Source organism: Corynebacterium halotolerans YIM 70093 = DSM 44683 (genome assembly GCF_000341345.1).
In the GTDB taxonomy this organism is placed as follows: Bacteria; Actinomycetota; Actinomycetes; order Mycobacteriales; family Mycobacteriaceae; genus Corynebacterium; species Corynebacterium halotolerans.
On sequence record NC_020302.1, the window covers coordinates 63,027 to 82,302 of the forward strand.

18 protein-coding genes are annotated in these 19,276 nt (G+C 67.6%); 10 read left to right on the forward strand and 8 right to left on the reverse strand.

What is annotated here, in order from left to right; all coding sequences use genetic code 11:
* Positions 1 to 49: 49 nt before the first annotated feature.
* The 4 genes from A605_RS00305 to A605_RS00320 form a co-directional block, all read right to left on the reverse strand.
* Entirely contained in the window at positions 50 to 1,831 is a 1,782-nt protein-coding gene (locus tag A605_RS00305; protein WP_015399500.1) for a penicillin-binding transpeptidase domain-containing protein, read from the reverse strand.
* Between the two features lie 111 nt (positions 1,832 to 1,942).
* Entirely contained in the window at positions 1,943 to 2,827 is an 885-nt protein-coding gene (locus A605_RS00310) for a serine hydrolase (protein WP_015399501.1), read from the reverse strand.
* Positions 2,824 to 3,705, reverse strand: a complete 882-nt coding sequence (locus A605_RS14680; RefSeq protein ID WP_015399502.1) for a LysR family transcriptional regulator — start codon at positions 3,703 to 3,705, stop codon at positions 2,824 to 2,826. Before A605_RS14680 ends, A605_RS00310 begins: the two co-directional genes overlap by 4 nt.
* A gap of 522 nt (positions 3,706 to 4,227) precedes the next feature.
* Entirely contained in the window at positions 4,228 to 4,785 is a 558-nt protein-coding gene (locus A605_RS00320; protein ID WP_015399503.1) for an NADPH-dependent FMN reductase, read from the reverse strand.
* Positions 4,786 to 5,200: 415 nt separating this feature from the next.
* On the opposite strand from A605_RS00320, the gene A605_RS00325 reads away from it, so the two are divergent.
* Positions 5,201 to 6,169, forward strand: a complete 969-nt coding sequence (locus tag A605_RS00325; protein ID WP_015399504.1) for a cation efflux transmembrane domain-containing protein — start codon at positions 5,201 to 5,203, stop codon at positions 6,167 to 6,169.
* Positions 6,170 to 6,373: 204 nt separating this feature from the next.
* Here A605_RS00325 and A605_RS15185 read toward each other — a convergent pair whose 3' ends face one another.
* Together A605_RS15185 and A605_RS00330 are read right to left on the reverse strand one after the other, a co-directional pair.
* Positions 6,374 to 6,505, reverse strand: a complete 132-nt coding sequence (locus A605_RS15185) for a hypothetical protein (protein ID WP_425277946.1) — start codon at positions 6,503 to 6,505, stop codon at positions 6,374 to 6,376.
* Positions 6,506 to 6,774: 269 nt separating this feature from the next.
* A complete protein-coding gene (locus A605_RS00330; RefSeq protein WP_015399505.1) occupies positions 6,775 to 8,103 on the reverse strand; it encodes a M20/M25/M40 family metallo-hydrolase in 1,329 nt (442 codons plus the stop codon).
* 452 nt (positions 8,104 to 8,555) lie between these two features.
* Here A605_RS00330 and A605_RS00335 point away from each other — a divergent pair, with 452 nt between their 5' ends.
* From A605_RS00335 to A605_RS00365, 7 genes are all read left to right on the forward strand, one after another.
* The gene (locus A605_RS00335; protein WP_015399506.1) at positions 8,556 to 9,704 is read left to right on the forward strand and encodes a zinc-dependent alcohol dehydrogenase; all 1,149 of its coding nucleotides are present in this window, start codon (positions 8,556 to 8,558) and stop codon (positions 9,702 to 9,704) included.
* Between the two features lie 17 nt (positions 9,705 to 9,721).
* Positions 9,722 to 10,300: a hypothetical protein gene (locus tag A605_RS00340; protein WP_015399507.1), complete on the forward strand. Its 579-nt coding sequence runs from the start codon at positions 9,722 to 9,724 to the stop codon at positions 10,298 to 10,300.
* A gap of 834 nt (positions 10,301 to 11,134) precedes the next feature.
* Positions 11,135 to 12,130: a biotin synthase BioB gene (gene bioB / locus A605_RS00345; RefSeq protein ID WP_015399508.1), complete on the forward strand. Its 996-nt coding sequence runs from the start codon at positions 11,135 to 11,137 to the stop codon at positions 12,128 to 12,130.
* Positions 12,131 to 12,147: 17 nt separating this feature from the next.
* Positions 12,148 to 12,390: a biotin synthase auxiliary protein BsaP gene (gene bsaP / locus A605_RS15740; protein WP_425277970.1), complete on the forward strand. Its 243-nt coding sequence runs from the start codon at positions 12,148 to 12,150 to the stop codon at positions 12,388 to 12,390.
* Between the two features lie 195 nt (positions 12,391 to 12,585).
* Positions 12,586 to 12,849: an antitoxin gene (locus A605_RS00355; RefSeq protein WP_015399509.1), complete on the forward strand. Its 264-nt coding sequence runs from the start codon at positions 12,586 to 12,588 to the stop codon at positions 12,847 to 12,849.
* A gap of 440 nt (positions 12,850 to 13,289) precedes the next feature.
* Positions 13,290 to 14,408, forward strand: coding sequence for a glutamate--cysteine ligase (locus A605_RS00360; protein WP_015399510.1), 1,119 nt, complete (start codon positions 13,290 to 13,292; stop codon positions 14,406 to 14,408).
* Positions 14,409 to 14,458: 50 nt separating this feature from the next.
* Entirely contained in the window at positions 14,459 to 14,962 is a 504-nt protein-coding gene (locus A605_RS00365; protein WP_015399511.1) for a mycothiol transferase, read from the forward strand.
* 13 nt (positions 14,963 to 14,975) lie between these two features.
* Here the strand turns inward: A605_RS00365 and A605_RS15190 are convergent, their stop codons facing one another.
* Positions 14,976 to 15,134 carry a succinic semialdehyde dehydrogenase gene (locus A605_RS15190; protein WP_015399512.1) on the reverse strand — a complete coding sequence of 53 codons (159 nt, stop codon included), beginning with the start codon at positions 15,132 to 15,134 and terminating at the stop codon, positions 14,976 to 14,978.
* Between the two features lie 103 nt (positions 15,135 to 15,237).
* A complete protein-coding gene (locus A605_RS00370) occupies positions 15,238 to 15,933 on the reverse strand; it encodes an aspartate/glutamate racemase family protein (protein ID WP_027004393.1) in 696 nt (231 codons plus the stop codon).
* A gap of 293 nt (positions 15,934 to 16,226) precedes the next feature.
* Between A605_RS00370 and A605_RS00375 the strand changes: the two genes are divergently transcribed.
* Positions 16,227 to 17,606, forward strand: coding sequence for an aspartate aminotransferase family protein (locus A605_RS00375; protein ID WP_015399515.1), 1,380 nt, complete (start codon positions 16,227 to 16,229; stop codon positions 17,604 to 17,606).
* A 274-nt stretch (positions 17,607 to 17,880) separates the two neighbouring features.
* Positions 17,881 to 19,143 carry a hypothetical protein gene (locus A605_RS00380; RefSeq protein WP_015399516.1) on the forward strand — a complete coding sequence of 421 codons (1,263 nt, stop codon included), beginning with the start codon at positions 17,881 to 17,883 and terminating at the stop codon, positions 19,141 to 19,143.
* The last annotated feature ends 133 nt before the right edge of the window (positions 19,144 to 19,276 follow it).

Below are 19,276 nucleotides of genomic sequence, written 5' to 3' on the forward strand. Positions count from 1 at the left end.
TACTTTTCCGGTTCGGCGCGAGCACCGGCCCGGAGGGACGGGGGCCCGCTCAGCGCCACTCCGACACCGCGTCATCGCGCAGGAAACGGCCCGTGGCCGCCACCGCCGGTCCCGAGGACTCCGCCCCAGCGACGAAGGTGCAGAACGCCAGGTCACCCTTGATGCCGGCGAACCAGCCGTGGGCGGGCCGGTTGCCCCCGACCTCCGCGGTCCCGGTCTTGCCGCCGAGACCGTCGATGTCGCTCAGGCTGGCGGCGGTCCCGGAGTCCACCGTCTCCGCCATCATCGCGCGCAGGGCCCGCACCGTCGCCGGGTCGAGCGGCTCGGGGTCCTGGTCGGCGGTGGTCTCCTCACCCTGGATCAGGGTCGGCAGCACCATCCGGCCGTTGTTGCCCAGGGAGGCCTCCATGACGGCCAGCCCGAAGGGGGAGGAGAGGACCTCGCCCTGGCCGATGGCGGCCTCGACGCGAGCCGCGCCGGGCTCGGTGACGGGGACGGAGCCGGTCACCGTGGTCATGCCGGGCGCGGTGAAGTCCACGCCCAGCCCGAGGCGCGCCGCCATGTTCCTCATGTCGTCCGGCTCCAGATCCTGGGAGATGAAACCCTGGGTGGTGTTGCAGGACTGGGCGAAGGCCTGCGTCATGGAGACGTCGCCGAGGGCGAAGTTGCCGTCGTTGGGGATGACGCGGCCGTCGATCTCCGCGGTGGCGGGGCAGGCGACGGTGGAGTCGGGTGCCACGGTGCCGCGTTCGAGGGCGGCGGCGGTGGTCACTGTCTTGAAGGTGGAGCCGGGCGGGTACAGCCCGCTCAGCGAGACAGGGCCGAGGGCGGCGGCGGCGTCGTTCTGCGCGACGGCGATGACCCCGCCGGTGGAGGCGCTGAGGGCGACGATCGCCGCGGGCTGCTCGATCGGCTCCAGGGCCCGCTTCGCGGCCGTCTGCACCCCGAGGTCCATCGTGGTGCGCACGGGCTCACTCTCCGCCGGTTCCACCTGCCCCAGGACGGTCGTGCCGGTGGGGGAGGTGGCCCGGAGGGTCCAGCCGGCGTCGGCGGTGATCTTCTCCGACCAGTAGTCGCGCAGGCCGCCGTCCACCGGGGAGGCGGTGTCCCGGGTGGGGCCGAGCATGCGGCCCTCCTCCCGCAGGTCCAGTCCCTCGATCGCCCGCAGGGCGTCCCCCACCACGGCGAAGTCCTCCTCCCGGAGGGTGAACAGCCCCACCGGGGAGCCGTCCCCGGACTCGATCTGGGCGGTGACGGATTCACCGGTGGCGGTCGGCACGACCGGGCGGATGGCGGTGGCGATCCCCCCGGCCCGCGGGATCAGCTCCGGACCCGCGGAGACGACGGTGACAGGTGTCCAGGACAGGATGTCGGTGCCGTTGCGGTCGGTCACCGGCAGAGTGAAGGTCTTGTCATCGGAGTAGAGGAAGCGGCTGTCCCCGTTCAGCTCCGTGGAGAAGATCCGCTTGTCCCAGGTGATGAGGTCGCTGTCCTGTTCGGAGAGGGTGATCGTCCCGGTGGTGGTGGCCTCATCGCCGTTCGGGACGGTCCAGGTGGCGGTGATCTCGGTGGCGCCGTCCTCCTCGCCCTCCTCGCCGCCGGCGTCCAGTTCCACGCTGGTCCCGCCGATGCCCGCGCGCAGCTGCTCCAGGTCGGCTGCGGCCCGGGCGGGATCGTCGCTGAGCGCGGCGGCACCGGCGTCGTCACCGGCGTTGAAGGCGGCGACGAACTCGTCCACCGCGTCCCGGAACCAGGGCACGGTGCAGGAGGAGAGCGCGAGCGCCGCGGCGGCGAGCAGGGCGGAGACACGGACAGTGGTGCGGGTGGTCATGCCGGATGAGATTAGGCCCCCGGGCTCACCGCGACCACGTTCCCGCGCGACTTCCGGCCAGTCGGGAGACGAATACCGCCTGCTCGGCGGGGTGTTCTCCGGTGGGGAATCTCAGCGCGACATACGCAGTTCATTGACGAGTAACCGGGCGATGCGGCCGATCGCGGCGTCCGCGGCCGCGAGGTTCGGGCCGCTGCGGGCTGAACGGGTGATCACGGTGACGACGATGGGTGCCTCCTCGTCGACGGCTACCACGGAAACCTCGCCGCGCACGGGGCCGATCGTCCCGGTCTTGCCGTGGAAGCGCACGCCCCCGGCGGGGAAGCCGGAGGGGATCCGGTGGCCCCACACCTGCTGCCCGAGCACGGTCCGGGCGAAGGCACGGGAGACCCCGGTGAGATCCGGGCCCGTCCAGATCCAGTCCAGCAGGCGGCACAGCTGGCGTGGGGTGCTCACCGAGCGGTAGGCGGCCGGATCCTGGCGGACCCGGGGGTAGGAGACCAGCAGCCGGATCGCCTCGCTGGCCGCGGAGCCGTCCTCGGGCAGGGCCGGGAGTTCGGACTCGGTGGTGCCCGGGGCGACGATCGTGGTGTCCTCGAGATTCGCCAGGGAGACGACCTCCCCGACCAGGCCCGGCGGGAGACGCCGCTGCAGCACCCGGGCGGCGATGCTGTCGGAGAGCACCACCATCTGACGCACCAGATCCCGCAGGCTCATCGTCACGGGGTCGGCGAACAGCCCCACTCCCGGGGTCCCGACCGGGCCGTCATCCGCGCTGAGCGTCACCGCGTCGAGCGGATTCAGCAGCCCGCGGTCCACAGCCAGGCAGAAGGCGGCCAGGAGGTGGACCTTGTACATCGACGAGATGCTGGTCTGACTGTCGGCGCCGACCCCGACGCCGGCCGCCTCCTCGCCGACCGGGTGCGCCCAGCACCAACCGTCACAGCCCGCGGCGACCAATTCGGTGCCGATCCGGGCCCGCAGGCTCCTGGTCATCCGGTCTCCCCCAGACGCCCGAGGGAGCGCCGCAGGGCACGGTCCACGACGTCGCGCAGATCCCGCTTTCCGACGGCCCCGCCCCGTTGCGGCGGCACCACACACCGCAGCCGCAGGTGGAAGGCCGCCGGCATCGGGAACGCGGGCAGGCCCCCGAGTTGATCGGGGGTGAGCAGCACCATCGCGCCTCCGGCACCGAGCCGCGCGGCCAGGACCGTCCGGTCCGGCCACAGCTCGGTCTCCGGGTGCAAGCCGATGGTGAAGAAGGCGTCGGCCAGGCGTCCGGCGGCCGCCGGGCTGACGGCGGCGGTGTTGTCCAGCAGGGTGTGTCCCCGCAACGCCGCCCAGGTCGCGGGCTTTTCGGCGGGCCCGGCGAGCAGCCGGGGAACCTCGTGCAGCTGCCCGCGAGACAACTCACCCGTCGGCGCCGGGTCCTCGATGACGGCACAGTCCAGACGGCCCTCGCCCACCCGGGTGACCAGCTGCGACACCTCGGCCGTGTGCACACTGACCCGGCCGACGTCCCGCAACGCGGAGGTGAGGTCGAAGGCGATGCCCGGCGGCACCGAGGGGGCCAGCCCCACGCGGACCTCGGCCCCGGCGTCGGCGATGGCGTGGGCCATGCTCTGCAGTTCCGTGGCGTCCCGGACCAGAATCCGGGCCTGCGGGAGCAGGGACCGGCCCGCCTCGGTGAGGGTGGCACCGGTGGCGGAGCGGCGGATCAGGTCGAGGCCGAGATTCGACTCCAGACGTTTCAGCCCCTGGGACACGGGGGACTGGGTCAGCCCCAGCCGCTCCGCGGCACCGGTGACGCTGCCCTCCTCGGCCACGGCGACGAAGTACTCCCAGTGCCGGAGGGAATCCGGTCGAGTTGTCATGTGCCCCGAGCCTAGTGGCGGGGACTCTGCCGAGCTGAGCGAGGTACGGGGAACAAGGGCTCACCGGGCCTGTCGTGCAGCGGATTGCCGTGGTGGGTCCAATTCAGGCGAAGGTGCGTATGACAGCCGAACCGGCACCGTCCCGGGCCAGGGGAGAGACCCCTTTTCCCACGGCACCAGAACTGATCTGTGCGAGGGGGAATCGGCGAACTTCAGCTACCTGACCGCCACCCTGGATGCGTCCATCCGGGGAGCGGGACCCGCGGTCGGGGAGTGGCCGGGCAGAATCCACCGGGTGGAACCCCGGTCCCCTTCGAGGACGACCCCGACCTGACGGACAAGCGGTTTACGGGCAGTGGAGGAGATCCTCGACTGGGAGCCGCACGCCCGAGGTGGTCCGGGAGATGCGGGGCAATCCGGAAGAACTCGAACGGCTCGGCATTGAGGCGAGCAACGAACGACAACGCGGCGGGAAACCACAGGTTTCTCGCCGCGTTCGGCCTGGTTCAGACCAACTGCCGGTCAGCCGCGCAGCGTCTTGAGCGCCTCCGACCAGGCGGTGACCTGGTTGAACACGTCGGTGAGAGCGCCGGTGGCGCCTTCGGTCGGGGTGAACTTCGACATGTCCTCGAAGTCGGAGCTGAAGGGCAGGAACACCTGGGCGCGGACGTCGGCCATCTGCAGTTCCGCGGCGATCAGCCGCCACGCCTCCACGGAGCGGGTGCCGCCGGCGCTGCCGTAGCTGACGAAGCCGATGGCCTTGTTGTTCCACTCCGCGTACAGGAAGTCCACGGCGTTCTTCAGTGCGGCGGGCACGGAGTGGTTGTACTCCGGGGTGACGAAGATGAAGCCGTCGTAGGAGGCGATCTTCTCGGCCCAGGCCTTGGTGTGGTCCTTCGAGTACTGGCCCATGGCCGGGGGCATGGGCTCATCCAGCAGGGGCAGGTTCTGGTCGGCGATGTCCACGAGCTCGAACTCGGCGCCGCCGTGCTGCTGCGCGTGCTCGTGCACCCATTCGGCGACCTGGGGTGCCAGGCGGTTGGGGCGGGTGCTGCCGACGATGATGGCGATGCGGGTCATGGTTTTACCTCCGAATAGTGGTGGTGGTGACATTCCCGTCTCCCACGCTAGCCAGTTCCGCGCCCGCGTGTGCGTCGCAGGATGCGCAGCGTGCGGTAGGCCGATGCGATCTGCGCAGCCACCGACTCCGACGTGTCTTCGGTGACGACCTCGAACGCCCACCACAACCCCAGTGGAGGGCAGAAGGAGAAAGGGGTCGAGTAATGGACACCCCCAACTTTTCGACCTGAACCTTTGGAACTTGAACAACTAACGATTCGCCTGATCAGAATGAATTTTCTTTGGTCGGCCGGACCGGGTATCGGTTCTTCTGATACCGATGATTGTGTAAGGCAGACAACCCCAAGAATTGCCAGAAGCAGCGTCGGACGAGAAGCTCCGGTCGATGACACCGGGAGGAATTGGAGTCGATGGCATGACAGTGGTGCAACGTGAAAGAATGCCGGGCGCTCAGCAGCGGGCATTGAAACGGGCGATAATGCTCACGTGGTTGACGCTCGGTTATCTGGTTATCGACACGACTTTGTTGTTCCTGGTCAAGGGCAACTCGCAGGCCATGCAGGTGGCGTGGATTCAGGACCTTCTGGCTCTGGTGCCTCCGCTGTCATTTCTCGTCGGTACACGTGTCCTCGCCCGCCGGGCGAGCAAACGGTTTCCGTACGGATTTCACCAGGCCATGGACGTCTCCCATTTCCTGTCGGCCACGGCCCTGCTGGGATTCGGAGGCTTCCTCTTCGTTCAGTCGGCGATGTCCCTGCTCAACGCCCAGCGGCCCGACATCGGCTTGATGGTGATCTTCGGGTTTGAGATCTGGCATGGCTGGCTGATGGTGGCGGTCCTGGTCGCCGGCGCCATCCCACCGCTGATTCTGGGCCGGATGAAAATTGAGCCGGCCAAGCAGCTGCACAACAAGGTCCTGTTCACCGACAGCAAGATGAACAAGGCGGATTGGACGTCGTCCCTGGCCGCGGTGGTTGGTGTGCTCGGTGTCGGGGTCGGCATCTGGTGGGCCGATGCGGTGGCCGCGATCATCATCTCACTCGACATCCTGTGGGACGGGATTCGGAATCTGTGGGCCTCGTTGAGTTCGTTGATTGATTCCACTCCTGATGCTCTGGGTGAATCGAAGCCGCATCCGCTCCCCGCGCAGGTCAACCGCTACCTGCTTGGCCTGTCGTGGGTGAAAGAGGCGGGGTGTCGGGTCCGTGAGGAAGGGCAGGTCTTCCACGTCGAGGCGTTCGTGGTGCCGACGCATCCCGAGACGATTGCCGTCGACAGCCTGATCAAGGCGCGCGACGGCTGCAGGGAACTGGACTGGAAGATCTACGACGTGGTCGTCGCCCCCGTCGACGAACTGCCTGGACTGTTGACCACAGACACCTGAGGATTTCTCACGTCCGCTGAGTCCCCGCCCGCACGCCGGCCTCTGACCGACTCCGCCCCTCCGGCAGGTGCAACAGACGCCCTGGACGGAACGTCTCCGGAGGACTGATCTCCACTGGTGGCCCGGGGGCAATTCTGCGGGCCAGAAAGGCAGAACACCACCGGTGCGGGCCCTCCGTGCGCGGGGGCGTCGGCAAGCGGCTCTCTACGCCCCCACGAACCGCCGCACGAGCGAGCGGTAGGCGCGCACGGTCAGGTCCTCGTCGTGGGAGTGCAGCTGGGCGAAGCCGTAGCCCCACGCCCCCGAGGCGGTGGCCGAAGCGCGGGTCGGAGCCACCGGCCAACAACCACTCGGACATCCGCCGGATAGTCGGGGGCGCGGGGCTGCGGGCGGTCACTGGCGTCGGCCGCCATGGCGAGGACCGGGCTGGACCGCGATGGGGCAAATCCACGCACTTACAATCGTGCGACTTTTCAGGCCCGCTGTTTCCGCAGGTCACCGTGTCAGCCGTTTGGGGCGCGAAAAAGGGTGCGTGGATATGCACCACCCGGTATCCCGCTTGCCGACGCCCGCCCCGCCCCACGCGGGCGTCGGCAAGCGAACCGCTACGCCCCCACGAACCGCCGCACGAGCGAGCGGTAGGCGCGCACGGTCAGGTCGAGATCCTCGAGGTCGAGGTGCTCGTCGTGGGAGTGCAGCTGGGAGAACACGTCGGCCAGGGTGCGCTCGCGGCCGTGCAGGGCGAAGCCGTAGCCCACGCCCCCGAGGCGGCGGCCGAAGCGTAGGTCGGAACCGCCGGCGGAGATCGTCGGGACGACGGGGACGCCGGGGAAGAACTCCTCGAAGGTGGCCAGGAGCGCGTCATACAACGGTCCGGAGGTCGGGGAGACGGTGGCCTCCTCGGAGATGAGGCGCTCGATGCGCACCTCGTCGGCCAGGTCGCCCAGGCCCTCGCGCAGCACGCGGTCGACGTCGTCCTGGGTCATGCCGGGCAGCGGGCGGATGTCGAGCTCCATGTACGCGTGGCTGGGCAGCACGTTGATCGCCCCGCCGGCGTGCAGCACGGTCGGCGAGATGGTCAGGTGGCTCATCGCGTCGGCGTAGGCGGCCAGCCGCCCGAACTTCTCGTAGGCGTCCGGATCGGTGCCGTGGAGCAGGGCCTGCTCGGTGTCGTTGTCGAAGCGGAAGGCGCGGACGAAGCCCTGCCAGATCTCGTCGGAGCTGACCGGGGTGCGGATGGCGGCGATACGGCGGGCGACCTCGCCGATCTTGACCACGGAGAAATCCTTGCCGAAGGGGTTGGAGCCGTGGCCGGCGTCGCCGCCGACGTGCAGGCGCCGCTGGGCCGCGCCCTTCTCGCCGACGACGACCACCAGCGCGTCGGTGCCGTCGGCCACCTCAAGGTGGGAACCGCCGGTCTCCGACAGGCAGTTGCGCCAGGAGAACGCGTCGCGGTGCTCCTCGGACAGCCACTTGCCGCCCAGGCCGCCGCGGGCCTCCTCGTCGGCGATGCCGACGAACGTCAGCGTGCCCTTCGGCTGGCCGTTGCGCGCGGCGTCGCGGGTGACCGCGGCCATCGACGCCGTGATGAACAACATGTCCATCGCACCGCGGCCGTAGAGGCGGCCGTCGACGATCTCAGCGTCGAAGGGCGGGTGCTCCCACCGCTCCTCGTGGACGGGCACGACGTCGGTGTGGCCGAGCAGGGTCAGCGGCTCGGCCTCCGGATCGGTGCCGGGAACCGTGACGACGATCGACGTGCGCCCCGGCCGCGGCTCGTAGCGGGAGACCTGGATGCCGGGGGTGCCGGCGAAGAAACGCTCGAGGGTGTCGGCGTTGTGGATCTCCTGCCCGGAGTCCGGGGTCAGGTCGTTGACGCAGGCGTTGCGGATCATCTCCCGCAGGAGGGCGAGGGTGTCGTCGTAGAGGGTCACGGGGGAAGGCCACCTTTCATTCGTCTGACCACACCACTCTAGGTCAGGCACCGGCAGCCGCCCCCGCAGGAAAACCGCTCCCACCGGGAGAGCCCCGGTGAGGGTGGATATTTCAGCGACGAGCATCAGTTGTGGCGGGAGCGGCGGGACGGCCAGTTGCCGGAACCTGGAGGCCCTGGACGACGATGACGAGGATGATCACCGTCGCGACGATCGTGACGGCGGCTCCAAAGGGGGAAGTCGGACCCTTGGGGTGATGGCGGCCTTGCTGGTCGGTGGGTGGGACGGCGTGGGCCGGAGCACTGGAGGTGCGGTTGCTCGTCTACGCCCCCGCAGGACGTGATCCGGGAGCCGGAACGATATTGTCCTCCGGAACTCGTTGACCTGGCGGGTGAACATGGGGAGAATGGGACGCAGCTCACAATTGCTGGTCTATCCCTAAGGTGGAGCCCATGCGCGCCATGGCTTATCGGGGCCCTTATAAGGTCCGCGTCGAAAACAAGGATATGCCCCGGATTGAGCATCCCAACGATGCGATCATCAAGGTCACGATGGCCTCGATCTGCGGCTCTGACCTGCATCTTTATCATGGCCTGATGCCAGACACCCGGGTTGGCCATACGCTGGGCCACGAGTTCATCGGCGTGGTGCACGAGGTTGGCCCCTCCGTGCAGACCCTCAAGCCAGGGGACCGGGTCATGGTCCCCTTCAACATCTTCTGCGGGTCGTGCTTCTACTGCGCCCGTGGCCTGTACTCGAACTGCCACAATGTGAACGCCAACGCCACAGCGGCGGGTGGGATCTACGGTTATTCCCACACCTGTGGCGGCTACGACGGTGGGCAGGCCCAGTTCGTGCGCGTGCCCTTTGCCGACGTCGGCCCGTCTCTCATCCCGGACTGGATGGCGGAGGAGGACGCGCTGCTGCTCACCGACGCTGTCGCCACCGGCTATTTCGGCGCCCAGCTCGGGGACATCGTGGAGGGTGACACCGTCGTCGTCTTTGGTGCGGGGCCGATCGGCCTGTTCGCCGCGCAATCCTCCTGGCTCATGGGCGCCGGCCGGGTGATCGTCGTCGACCACCTCGACGACCGGCTGGAGAAGGCCCGCACGATGGCGCACGCGGAGACGTACAACTTCAACGAGTACGACGACATCGTGGTCCACCTGAAGAAGATCACCGACCACTACGGCGCGGACGTCGCCATCGACGCGGTGGGGGCGGAGGCGGACGGCAATTTTCTCCAGCACGTCACCTCCGCGAAGCTGAAGCTGCAGGGCGGGTCACCCATCGCGTTGAACTGGGCGATCGACTCGGTGCGCAAGGGCGCGACGATCTCCGTGATGGGTGCCTACGGCCCGATGTTCAGCGCCGTGAAATTCGGTGACGCACTGAACAAGGGTCTGACGCTGCGGATGAACCAGTGCCCGGTCAAGCGTCAGTGGCCGCGTCTGTTCGAGCATGTGCGCAACGGCCATCTCACCCCCAGCGAGATCATCACCCACCGCATCCCGCTCGAGCACATCGCCGAGGGGTACCACATCTTCTCGAGCAAACTCGACGGCTGCATCAAGACCGTGGTGCTGCCGCACGCCGACTGAGAGGCCCAGGACACGTCATGCCGTATACCGCAGATGAACCGCCCCGCCGCAGGAGCAGCGACGAGCTACGCGCCGAGATTCCCGGCTGGGGCGTCGACCTCGATCCTGCCGACCGGCCTTCCGTCCCGCGTGAACGCACCGACCTGGATACAGGGGCCCACTGGGACTTCCCCGAACGCCAGGAGGAGAAGCAACCGCGCGAACGCTCCATCGAGCATAAATTCCTCACCCCGGTCTTCGGCACCGCCCAACCGCTCCGAGGCCTGGCGGCACCGATCCGCAGGCTCGCCTACAACCGGTTCAGCGAGGCGCGGGCCGCCCACTGGTTGCTGCTCCTGGCTGCTGACCGGGTCGACGCCGGTGAACACCATATGAGGTCCATGTTCACACTGCGGCCCGACAATCCGACCACGGAGACCGGGATCCGCAGCGAATTCACCCACCACGGTTTCTCCTCCCGCTTCGGGAGAAATCGCGCCGACCTCTCCCACACCTGGATCGACCCCTTTCTCGTTGCCCGGCCCTGGCTGACCGCTGGTGTGCTGTCGGTCGGGGCGGTCATGTTCCTGCGGGGGCGTCGGGAAGCGGAAAAGTGAAGCCCGAGCGGTTCACGTAGGGGCAGATTCCCTCGGTTTCTGGTCGGTTCAATTACGTCACGGGTAGCGATTTCACATGGAACATGGCCTGGTGGGGTAGAGGTTTCACGTGAAACATCGTGGAGTGTCTTGAAGGCATGCGGGGCGCGAGTTGATGGAGGATGCTGTGCTGCCAGGGGCCGATTCCGGAGGCTGCACGTCTCTGTCACCCTTGTCTGAAGAGGTGCGATAACAATCGGGATCTTTTTGAAACTGGTGTGTGCCACGTGGTGTCCATGCCGGGAATGAGTGGTCCCCAAATTAATCCTCTGCTGTGAGCGTTCCTCCCGAATGGGGTGGCAGGTGCCGGTAGGGGGCCCGATCAGGTGACACCGGCCTTCCCCACGATTCCCGCCATTGAGTAGTCCTTGGTCGTGCAATCGCCATCGGTCAGTTGCTCATGGCCGCTGACACTCACTGACATTGCTGCGCTGAATGTCTGGATTGAAGGGGGTAGGGGAATGGTTACCCACCCGTGAATCATCTAGCCAGCCGGGCGAGTTGCCGAGGCCGCGGGGCTGCTCGAAGGAAAGGCTGGTCTCCGGCGTGCCTAAACTCCGGCGGGATGGGGATTTCCGGGGAGGGTGTGGGAGGGCCTGGGTATGTCATTCTCCTTCCTGCTCCGGCGCATTCCCTTCGCTCGCTGGGGCCTTCAGCCTGTCGGAGAATGATGCCACCAGGGTGGCGGGCTGTCCAGGGCAAATCATGAACACCGTTCAATTTCTGGGCTAGACTGCTTCCAGACATTCTTGAACGTTGTTCAATTACGCCTCCACCACCTGCCCAAGGAGAACCATGACCGACATCCTCACCCGCGCCCGCAGCAAAGTTCTCGAGGAAGGCGCCGGTCTCGCCGGGCCCGAGCTGCTCGAGGTACTCACGCTTGCCGACGACCGCATCCCCGAACTCCTTGAACTCGCCCACCAGGTCCGCCTGCGTTGGTGCGGTGAGGAGGTTGAGGTGGAGGGGATCGTCTCGCTCAAGACCGGTGGTTGTCCCGAGGACTGCCACTTCTGCTCGCAGTCCGGGCTCTTCGAGTCCCCGGTTCGCTCCGTGTGGCTGGACATCGCCGAACTCGTCGAGGCCGCCAAGCAGACCGCCAAGACCGGGGCTACCGAGTTCTGCATCGTCGCGGCCGTGAAGGGGCCGGATGAGCGGCTGATGGCCCAGCTGGAGCAGGCTGTCGCCGCGATCCACGCCGAGGTGGACATTCAGGTCGCAGCATCAGTGGGCACGCTCACCCCGGGGCAGGTGGAACGCCTGGCCGCCGCCGGCGTGCACCGCTACAACCACAACCTGGAGACCGCCCGTTCCTTCTTCCCGCAGGTCGTCACCACCCACACCTGGGAGGAGCGCCGCGCCACCCTCGAACTGGTGCGCGCCGCCGGCATGGAGGTCTGCTCCGGCGGCATTCTCGGCATGGGGGAGACCCTCGCCCAGCGCGCGGAGTTCGCCGCCCAGCTCGCCGAGGTTGAACCGGCCGAGGTGCCGATGAACTTCCTCGACCCGCGTCCCGGAACCCCGTTCGCCGACTATCCCGTCATGGACAGCGCCGACGCCCTGCGGGCCATCGGTGCCTTCCGTCTGGCCATGCCGCGTACCACCCTGCGGTTCGCCGGCGGTCGCGAGCTCACGCTCGGCGAGATCGGGGCGGAACGAGGGCTGCTCGGCGGTATCAACGCGCTGATCGTGGGCAATTACCTGACCACGCTGGGCCGGCCCATGGAACAGGATCTGGACATGATGGACCGCGTCCAGCTGCCGATCAAGGCCCTGAACTCGGCGGTGTGACAGTGGCAAGCCATGCATTGACCGACGAGCTGGCCGCTGCGGTGCTCGCCGGCGAGCCCCCGCTCTTCCACCCCAACACCGGGCAGGAACTCGCCTCCGGGGCGGAGGTCAGACTCTCACCCGCCGCGCGCGCTGGGCTGGAGGTCCCCAGATTCTGTCAGCTGTGTGGACGACGGATGAAGGTGCAGGTGCGCCCCGAGGGGTGGTCGGCGTCCTGTTCGCGGCACGGGACACTGGATTCCGGGTACCTGGAACGGTGACGGTTTCACGTGAAACATCTCCGTGGAACCTGCCGTTTGACGGGTGGGCGTCTCCATTGGGTCAACATCGGATCACGAAGCGATGTTTCACGTGGAACCTCCTTCGGTGTGTCGGTACCGTCGGGGATATACCCACCCTCCGGGGTGAGTCGAACAGAAGGAAGCAGATAGCCGATCACGGAAAGGACTCAGGCTATGGGTTTCATGGATAAGGCCAAGGACAAGGCCAAGGATCTCCTGGGAGACGAAGACAAGACTGACGCCGGACTGGACAAGGCGGAGCAGGCCGCCACTGACCGTCTCGACGAGGGGCAGTCCGACCGGATCGGAAACGCCCGCGACCTGGCCGACGAACGCATGGGTGACCAAGGTGCCGAGCAGGCCGAGCCGCCGGCCACCGAGAACATCGACCAGACCGACCAGCCGCGACCGCACATGGATCCGGACGCCGGGCGTTAAGTGCCCCTCGGACCGGAAGAAAACGCCGACCTTCTCTTACCCGCCCGGGAAACCGGGCGACCGTGACGAGGCGGGGGTCGGCGCTTCCATGTCCTCGGTGGACCGCTCGTTCTCCCTCGTCCCGCGCTGTCCCGGGTACGGCTGCGCCCCTGCTGCGTATCTGGGAAAACAACAGGAAAACGGCCTGATCCGGAGCAAACATGACGGAGAGGAACTAACGTTGAACCAAGGCTGATCCCCGCCGTCCTTAGGGAGTATGTCATGGCCATGCTGTTCGTCTCCACGTTTCCGCCCACCGCCTTCTCCGGTGGCGCGGCTTCTCGGCCGGGCCCCACATCGCCGCTGTGCCGGAAGCCGTTCGGGATGTGGCCACCGCGCCACCGGGCGGGGTGAGTCCCGTGAAACCACAGGGCAACGCTGATCACGGGGAGGGCCGGGCCGTGCGCACATTCGGGGTGGAGGAGGAGCTGCTCCTGGTCGACGCGGCCACCCTGACCCCGCTGCCCGTCAGCGGGAGGACGGTGGCCCTGCACAAACAGCGGGCACAGACCGAACACAAGATGGCCCTGGAGTTCAAGCAGGAGCAGATCGAGATCGTCTCCCCGCCGCAGACCACTCTCGCCGATCAGCTCGAGGCGATCCGGGCGGGCCGGGCCCTGGCCGACGCCGCCGCCGCCCGGCTGGGTGCCCGGGTGATTGCTCTTCCCACCGTCCCCGAACTGCTCACCCCGCACCTGGTCCCGGATCCGCGCTTCCGCAGGATCAGTGAACAGTTCGGGCTCACCGCAGTGGAGCAGCTCACCTGCGGCTTCCACGTCCACGTGGCGGTGGAATCGCGGGAGGAGGGGGTGGCCGTGCTGGACCGGATCCGGGTGTGGTTGCCGGTGCTCCTGGCGCTGAGCGCCAACTCCCCGTTCTGGCGCGGCGTCGACACGGCTTTCTCCTCCTACCGCTACCAGGCATGGAACCGTTGGCCCACGACCGGGCCGACCGATGTCTTCGGTTCGGCCGAGGCCTACGACCGTTACCAGGCCGCTCTGCTGAGCACCCAGGTGCCCATGGACACGGGCATGCTCTACTTCGACGCCCGGGTGAGCGAGCACCTTCCCACCGTGGAGATCCGGGTCGCCGACGTGTGCCTGGAGGCGGAGCACGCGGCCGTGCTCGCCACGATCACCCGCGCCCTGGTCGAGACCTCCGCCCGCAACTGGCGGTCCGGGGTCCCTGCCCCCGGTACGCCCACCCCCGTGCTCCGGACCTGGTCCTGGCAGGCCAGCCGCCACGGCGTGGGCACGGGCCTGATCGACCCCGTCACCGGTGCCCCCGCCCCGGCCGGCGAGGTGGTCGGCCATCTGCTGGAGAGCCTGCGCCCGGTGTTCATCGAGTACGGGGAGGAGGCGGCGGTGGAGGCCGCGGTGGCGGACATGCTGGGCGAGGGCTCCGGGGCCCGGCGCCAGCGCGAGGCGTACTCCGCCCGCCACGACCTGCGCGACGTCGTGACGCTCGCGCTCGAGGCCACCCACCACGACGGCCCGGCCGAACCGGTCCAAGCGGACTGAGGCGGAAATTTCCCGCTCCGGAAGCCGCCGGCGCGGGTAGGGTGCGGGGCATGGACGCAAATGAGGTATTCCGTGGTTTCGCCGAGCGGCCGGCCGGGGCCGTCGACCAGCTGCCCGAGCTCACACCAGAACAACTCAACGCCCATCCCGCCGGACACCCGAACTCCGTGGCGTGGCTGCTGTGGCACACCGGCCGCGAGATCGACGTGCAGCTCTCCACACTGAACGACCGGCCCCAGGTGTGGGAGGAGTCCGGCTTCCGTGAGCGCCTGAACCTCGGTGAGGCCGGCGACTCATTCGGCTACGGGCATGACGTGGAGCAGGCCGCCGCGATCGAAACCGGCGACCAGCGCACGCTGCAGGACTACGTCAAGGAGTGCCTGCGGGCGCTGATCGCCTACGCCGGGAGCCTGGAGCCCGCGCAGTGGGACGAGGTCATCGACCACAACTGGGATCCGCCGGTCACCCGCGGCGTGCGGCTGACCTCCATCGTGGACGACGCCGTCCAGCACCTCGGGCAGGCCGCCTACGTGGCGGGTATGCCGGAGCTGTAGGACCGGGCAATCTTCAGCGCAGCACGCGCTTGCCCAGCTTCAGGGCCGTGGACAGCGCCGAAACGTATTTCTCCTTCGGCTTCTCCGGCGGCCCGCTGATCGGCAGCACCCGCTGCACGGCGACGGTGCGCGCCTCCGTGTACTTGAGCAGCCCCTCGTCCGCGTGCACCACGGTGTCTCGGGCCTGGACAGGGCGCTGGCGCTGGGCCGCTCGCTGGCCCCGGACCGGGTCGCGCGGCTGCTGACCAGGATCCTGGAGGGATAGCTGAAGGGGTTCAGTCGGCCAGGATCGCGCGGGTCAGATCGGCGACGTGCGGGTCGATGGTGTCCAGGGACGGCAGCGGCAGGGACCCGCCGCTGAACAGCAGCGGCAGCTCGGTGCAGGCCAGGATGACCAGTTCCGCGCTGTCGCCGGCGATCAACCGGTCGACGATCCGCAGGAACCCGTCGCGGGTCTCGTCCGTGACGACGCCGTGCTCGAGTTCGGTGGCGATCCGGTCCTGGATGTAGCCGATCTCCTCGCCGTCCGGGACGGCCACGTGCACCCCGTCCTCGCGCAGCGGTGAGGCCAGGAAATCATTGGCCATCGTGAACTCCGTTCCCAGCAGCACGACGCTGCCGACGCCCGCCTCCGTGACGGCCCGGCGGGTGGAGTCGATGGAGCTGATCAGCGGAATCGGGGAGGATTCCGCGAGCCGGTCGAAGACGATGTGCGTGGTGTTGGCGGTCAGGGCGGCGGCCTCGGCCCCCGCCGCCGCGAGATTGTCCAGCCCCGCCAGCAGGTAGTCGGTCAGTCCGTCGAAGTCCTGCCGCCCACAGAAGTCGAAGACCTCGAACGCGCTGAGGTTCTCGATCGTCATCGGCGGGATCGTCGTCTCACCCGCCGCTTTCTGAACGGCTTCGGTGATGCGCCGGTAGTAGATGAGTGTGGACTCCGGACCGGTACCGCCTATCAGGCCAAGCTTCCTCATGGGGCCCAATGTAGTCGCGGGCGGAAGGGGAGTGGTGGGATTCCATTCGGCCGATCGGGCTGCCGTGGTGAGAGGGCCAGCGAGGTGTATTTTTTCGGGCGACCCTCGGTCACGAACAGGGAAAATGCATTTTTACCCGGTCACCGATGTCGGATCTTGCGCGTGGGTGCCTGCAGGGGATCTGCCGCGAAGCCCGGAAACTTGCCCCGGACTCCCTTAGAGTGGTCTCCACCACAGAATTGTCCCGGACGCGGCACCGGCGGCGTCCGATGATGACCGAGGAGCGCCCAACCATGTCAGCACCGTCCCGTGTGTCCGCTGCGACCCGTCCCGACCCGGAGGCCGGCCAGGCCACCTATGATCTCGACCGCGCGCACGTCTTCCACTCCTGGTCCGCCCAGGACAAGATCTCCCCACTGCCGGTGGCGGGCGGCGAGAACGCCACGTTCTGGGACTTCGAGGGCAATGAGTACCTCGACTTCAACTCCCAGATGGTCAACCTGAACCTGGGCCACCAGCACCCGAAGCTGGTCCAGGCGATCCAGGAGCAGGCCGGGAAGCTGGCCACCATCGCACCCAGCTTCGCCAATGACACTCGCTCGGAGGCCGCGCGTTTGATCGCGGGCGTGGCCCCAGAGGGCATGAACCATGTGTTCTTCACCAACGGCGGTGCCGAGGCCGTGGAGAACGCCGTGCGCATGGCACGCATCCACGCCGGCCGGGACAAGGTCATGGCCGCCTACCGCTCGTACCACGGTGCCACGGCCACCGCGATCACGCTCACGGGCGAGCCCCGCCGCTTCAACAACCGCCACACCGACGGCGGCGTCGTCCACTTCCAGGGCCCGTACACCTATCAGTCGCCGTTCTGGTCGGAGAACGAGGAACAGGAGTCCGAGCGCGCCCTCGAGCACCTGGAGCGGCAGATCGTCCTCGAGGGTGCCCACACCATCGCCGCGATCATCATGGAGCCGGTCGTCGGCGGCATGGGCGTGATCGTCCCGCCGGTCGGCTACCTCAAGGGCCTGAAGGAGATCTGCGACAAGTACGGCATCCTGTTCATCGCCGACGAGGTCATGGTCGGTTTCGGCCGCTGCGGCACCTGGTTCACCTTCGAGAACTTCGACGTCACCCCGGACCTGATCACCTTCGCCAAGGGCAGCAACTCCGGCTACGTCCCGCTCGGTGGGGTGGTGATCAGCGACAAGATCCACGACACCTTCGCCGAGAAGCCCTTCCCGGGTGGCCTGACCTACTCCGGTCACCCGCTCGCCTGCGCGCCGGTGGTCGCCACCTTCGAGGTCTTCGAGGAGGAGAACATCCTGGAGCGGGTGCGCGACCTCGGCGAGCGCGTCGTGCGCCCGCGGCTGGAGGAGCTCCGCGAGAAGCATGCCATCGTCGGTGATGTCCGTGGTCTCGGCCTGTTCTGGGCCATCGAGCTGGTCAAGGACAAGGAGACCCGTGAGCCGCTGGTGCCCTACAACCCCTCCGGCGACCAGATGACGCCCATGAACGAGTTCGCCGCCGCCTGCAAGAAGGCCGGCCTGTGGCCGTACATCGGCATGAACCGCACTCACATCGCCCCGCCGCTGACCATCTCCGAGGAGGATCTGCTCCGCGGGCTCGACATCATTGACGAGGCGCTGGGTGGGATCGGCGGTTACGCGGGGTAGGACTTCGCTTATCGACGCCCGTTCCTGCCACTTATGCGTTTCAGGTGTCGGGCGGCGGGGCTGTCCCGTGGACCTACGCGGTCGCAGTGAAAAAGAGTGAAAACCCGGGGGTGTCCTGCGGCGAGCTGTACCCGGGCTACTCTGCACCCCGAGTTCACTGACCGGAAGGCAACCCTTCACCTTCCGGAAATCCGCCATTCAAACCCGTGTTCTACGGTGGCTGACCGGCTCATCTGCCTGATGAGTTCCCGCTGTCCCCGTTCAGGAGAATACGTTGCGTTTACGGCACCTCGCCCTGGTCCTTGCCCCCGCCCTGCTCGCCGGTTCCGTCGGAGCGGCGGCTCCTTCCGTTGCCGCTGATCCAGGCCCGACGTATCCGCTCACCATCGATTCCGGATCCTGGGACGCCGGTCACATCCAGGGCATCGCCATCGACGAGGAGAACGGGTACGTCTACCACTCGTTCACCCAGATGCTCGTCAAGACCGACCTCCAGGGGAACGTGATCGGCACCGTCGAGGGCTTCACGGGGCACCTGGGCGATCTCGACTTCAACCCGGAGGACGGCCGCGTCTACGGTTCTCTGGAGTACAAGGACGAGGAGTCCTTCTACATCGCGATCTTCGACGTGGACAAGATCACCGAGGTCGGCATGGACGCCGAGGACTCCGGCATCGTGACAGCGGTCTACCTCGAGGAGGTCGTCGAGGACTTCACCGCCGACATGAACGGTGACGGTGTGTTTGACGGCGACGTCGCCGACACCCCCGATCACCGCTACGGCTCGAGCGGAATCGACGGGGTGTCCTTCGGGCCCAGGTTCGGTGATCCGGACGGGGAGCAGCGGCTCATGGTCGCGTACGGCATCTACGAGAACAACGAGCGGGACGACAACAACTACCAGGTCATCCTGGAGTACGACACGTCGGAGTGGGCGCAGTACGAGAAGCCGCTGACGCAGGCCGATCCGCACCAGTCCGGCCCCGCCGACGAGGACAGCAAATTCTTCGTGCCCACCGGCAACACCCGCTACGGCGTCCAGAATCTGACCTACGACGACCACAGCGGTCTGTGGTACCTCGGCGTCTACCGCGGCTCCAAGCCCGAGTTCCCCAACTACGGACTGTATGTCGTCGACGGTGCCTCACAGCCGGAGCTCGAGGAGCTGAAGGGGCAGCCGGTCGAGGACTCCGGGCTGGTCGTGCCTCTCGCGGACCTGGGGATCGTCGACCCCGCAACCGGAATCACCGGTTTTGAGGACAAGGCGGACGTCGGCATCGAGCCGATCGGCGACGGGTACTTCTACCTCGCCGAGGATTTCGATGACCTCTCATCGGGTGAGAAGCGCGAGTCCGCGACGCTCCACCTGATGAAGTGGACCGCGGACACTCCCCGCGGATTCGAGAAGGTCGAGGAAGGCGACGCCCCGGCCCTGCCGCAACCGGCCGAGGATGAGCCCGACCCCTCCGGCGACCGCCCCCTTCCCGGGAGCAGCATGTCGTCCATGCCCGGTGGGGCCTTCTCCAGTCAGTCCTGATCTCTTGGCCCGGCTGATGTAGAGGCGGCCGCCTTCACCAGACTCAGTTGCCGCTGCTGCCTGCCCCTGCCGGCCCGCAACCCGGGCCCACCCCTTCATCTGTCCTCCGTTGACGGTTCGAAACCACGTCACC

What these genes read in the sequence shown, in the direction of transcription:
- A605_RS00305 (WP_015399500.1), bottom strand. Translation starts at nt 1,831, where the DNA reads ATGACCACCCGCACCACTGTCCGTGTCTCCGCCCTGCTCGCCGCCGCG.
- A605_RS00310 (WP_015399501.1), bottom strand. Translation starts at nt 2,827, where the DNA reads ATGACCAGGAGCCTGCGGGCCCGGATCGGCACCGAATTGGTCGCCGCG.
- A605_RS14680 (WP_015399502.1), bottom strand. Translation starts at nt 3,705, where the DNA reads ATGACAACTCGACCGGATTCCCTCCGGCACTGGGAGTACTTCGTCGCC.
- A605_RS00320 (WP_015399503.1), bottom strand. Translation starts at nt 4,785, where the DNA reads ATGACCCGCATCGCCATCATCGTCGGCAGCACCCGCCCCAACCGCCTG.
- A605_RS00325 (WP_015399504.1), top strand. Translation starts at nt 5,201, where the DNA reads ATGACAGTGGTGCAACGTGAAAGAATGCCGGGCGCTCAGCAGCGGGCA.
- A605_RS00335 (WP_015399506.1), top strand. Translation starts at nt 8,556, where the DNA reads ATGCGCGCCATGGCTTATCGGGGCCCTTATAAGGTCCGCGTCGAAAAC.
- A605_RS00340 (WP_015399507.1), top strand. Translation starts at nt 9,722, where the DNA reads ATGCCGTATACCGCAGATGAACCGCCCCGCCGCAGGAGCAGCGACGAG.
- bioB (WP_015399508.1), top strand. Translation starts at nt 11,135, where the DNA reads ATGACCGACATCCTCACCCGCGCCCGCAGCAAAGTTCTCGAGGAAGGC.
- A605_RS00355 (WP_015399509.1), top strand. Translation starts at nt 12,586, where the DNA reads ATGGGTTTCATGGATAAGGCCAAGGACAAGGCCAAGGATCTCCTGGGA.
- A605_RS00365 (WP_015399511.1), top strand. Translation starts at nt 14,459, where the DNA reads ATGGACGCAAATGAGGTATTCCGTGGTTTCGCCGAGCGGCCGGCCGGG.
- A605_RS00370 (WP_027004393.1), bottom strand. Translation starts at nt 15,933, where the DNA reads ATGAGGAAGCTTGGCCTGATAGGCGGTACCGGTCCGGAGTCCACACTC.
- A605_RS00375 (WP_015399515.1), top strand. Translation starts at nt 16,227, where the DNA reads ATGTCAGCACCGTCCCGTGTGTCCGCTGCGACCCGTCCCGACCCGGAG.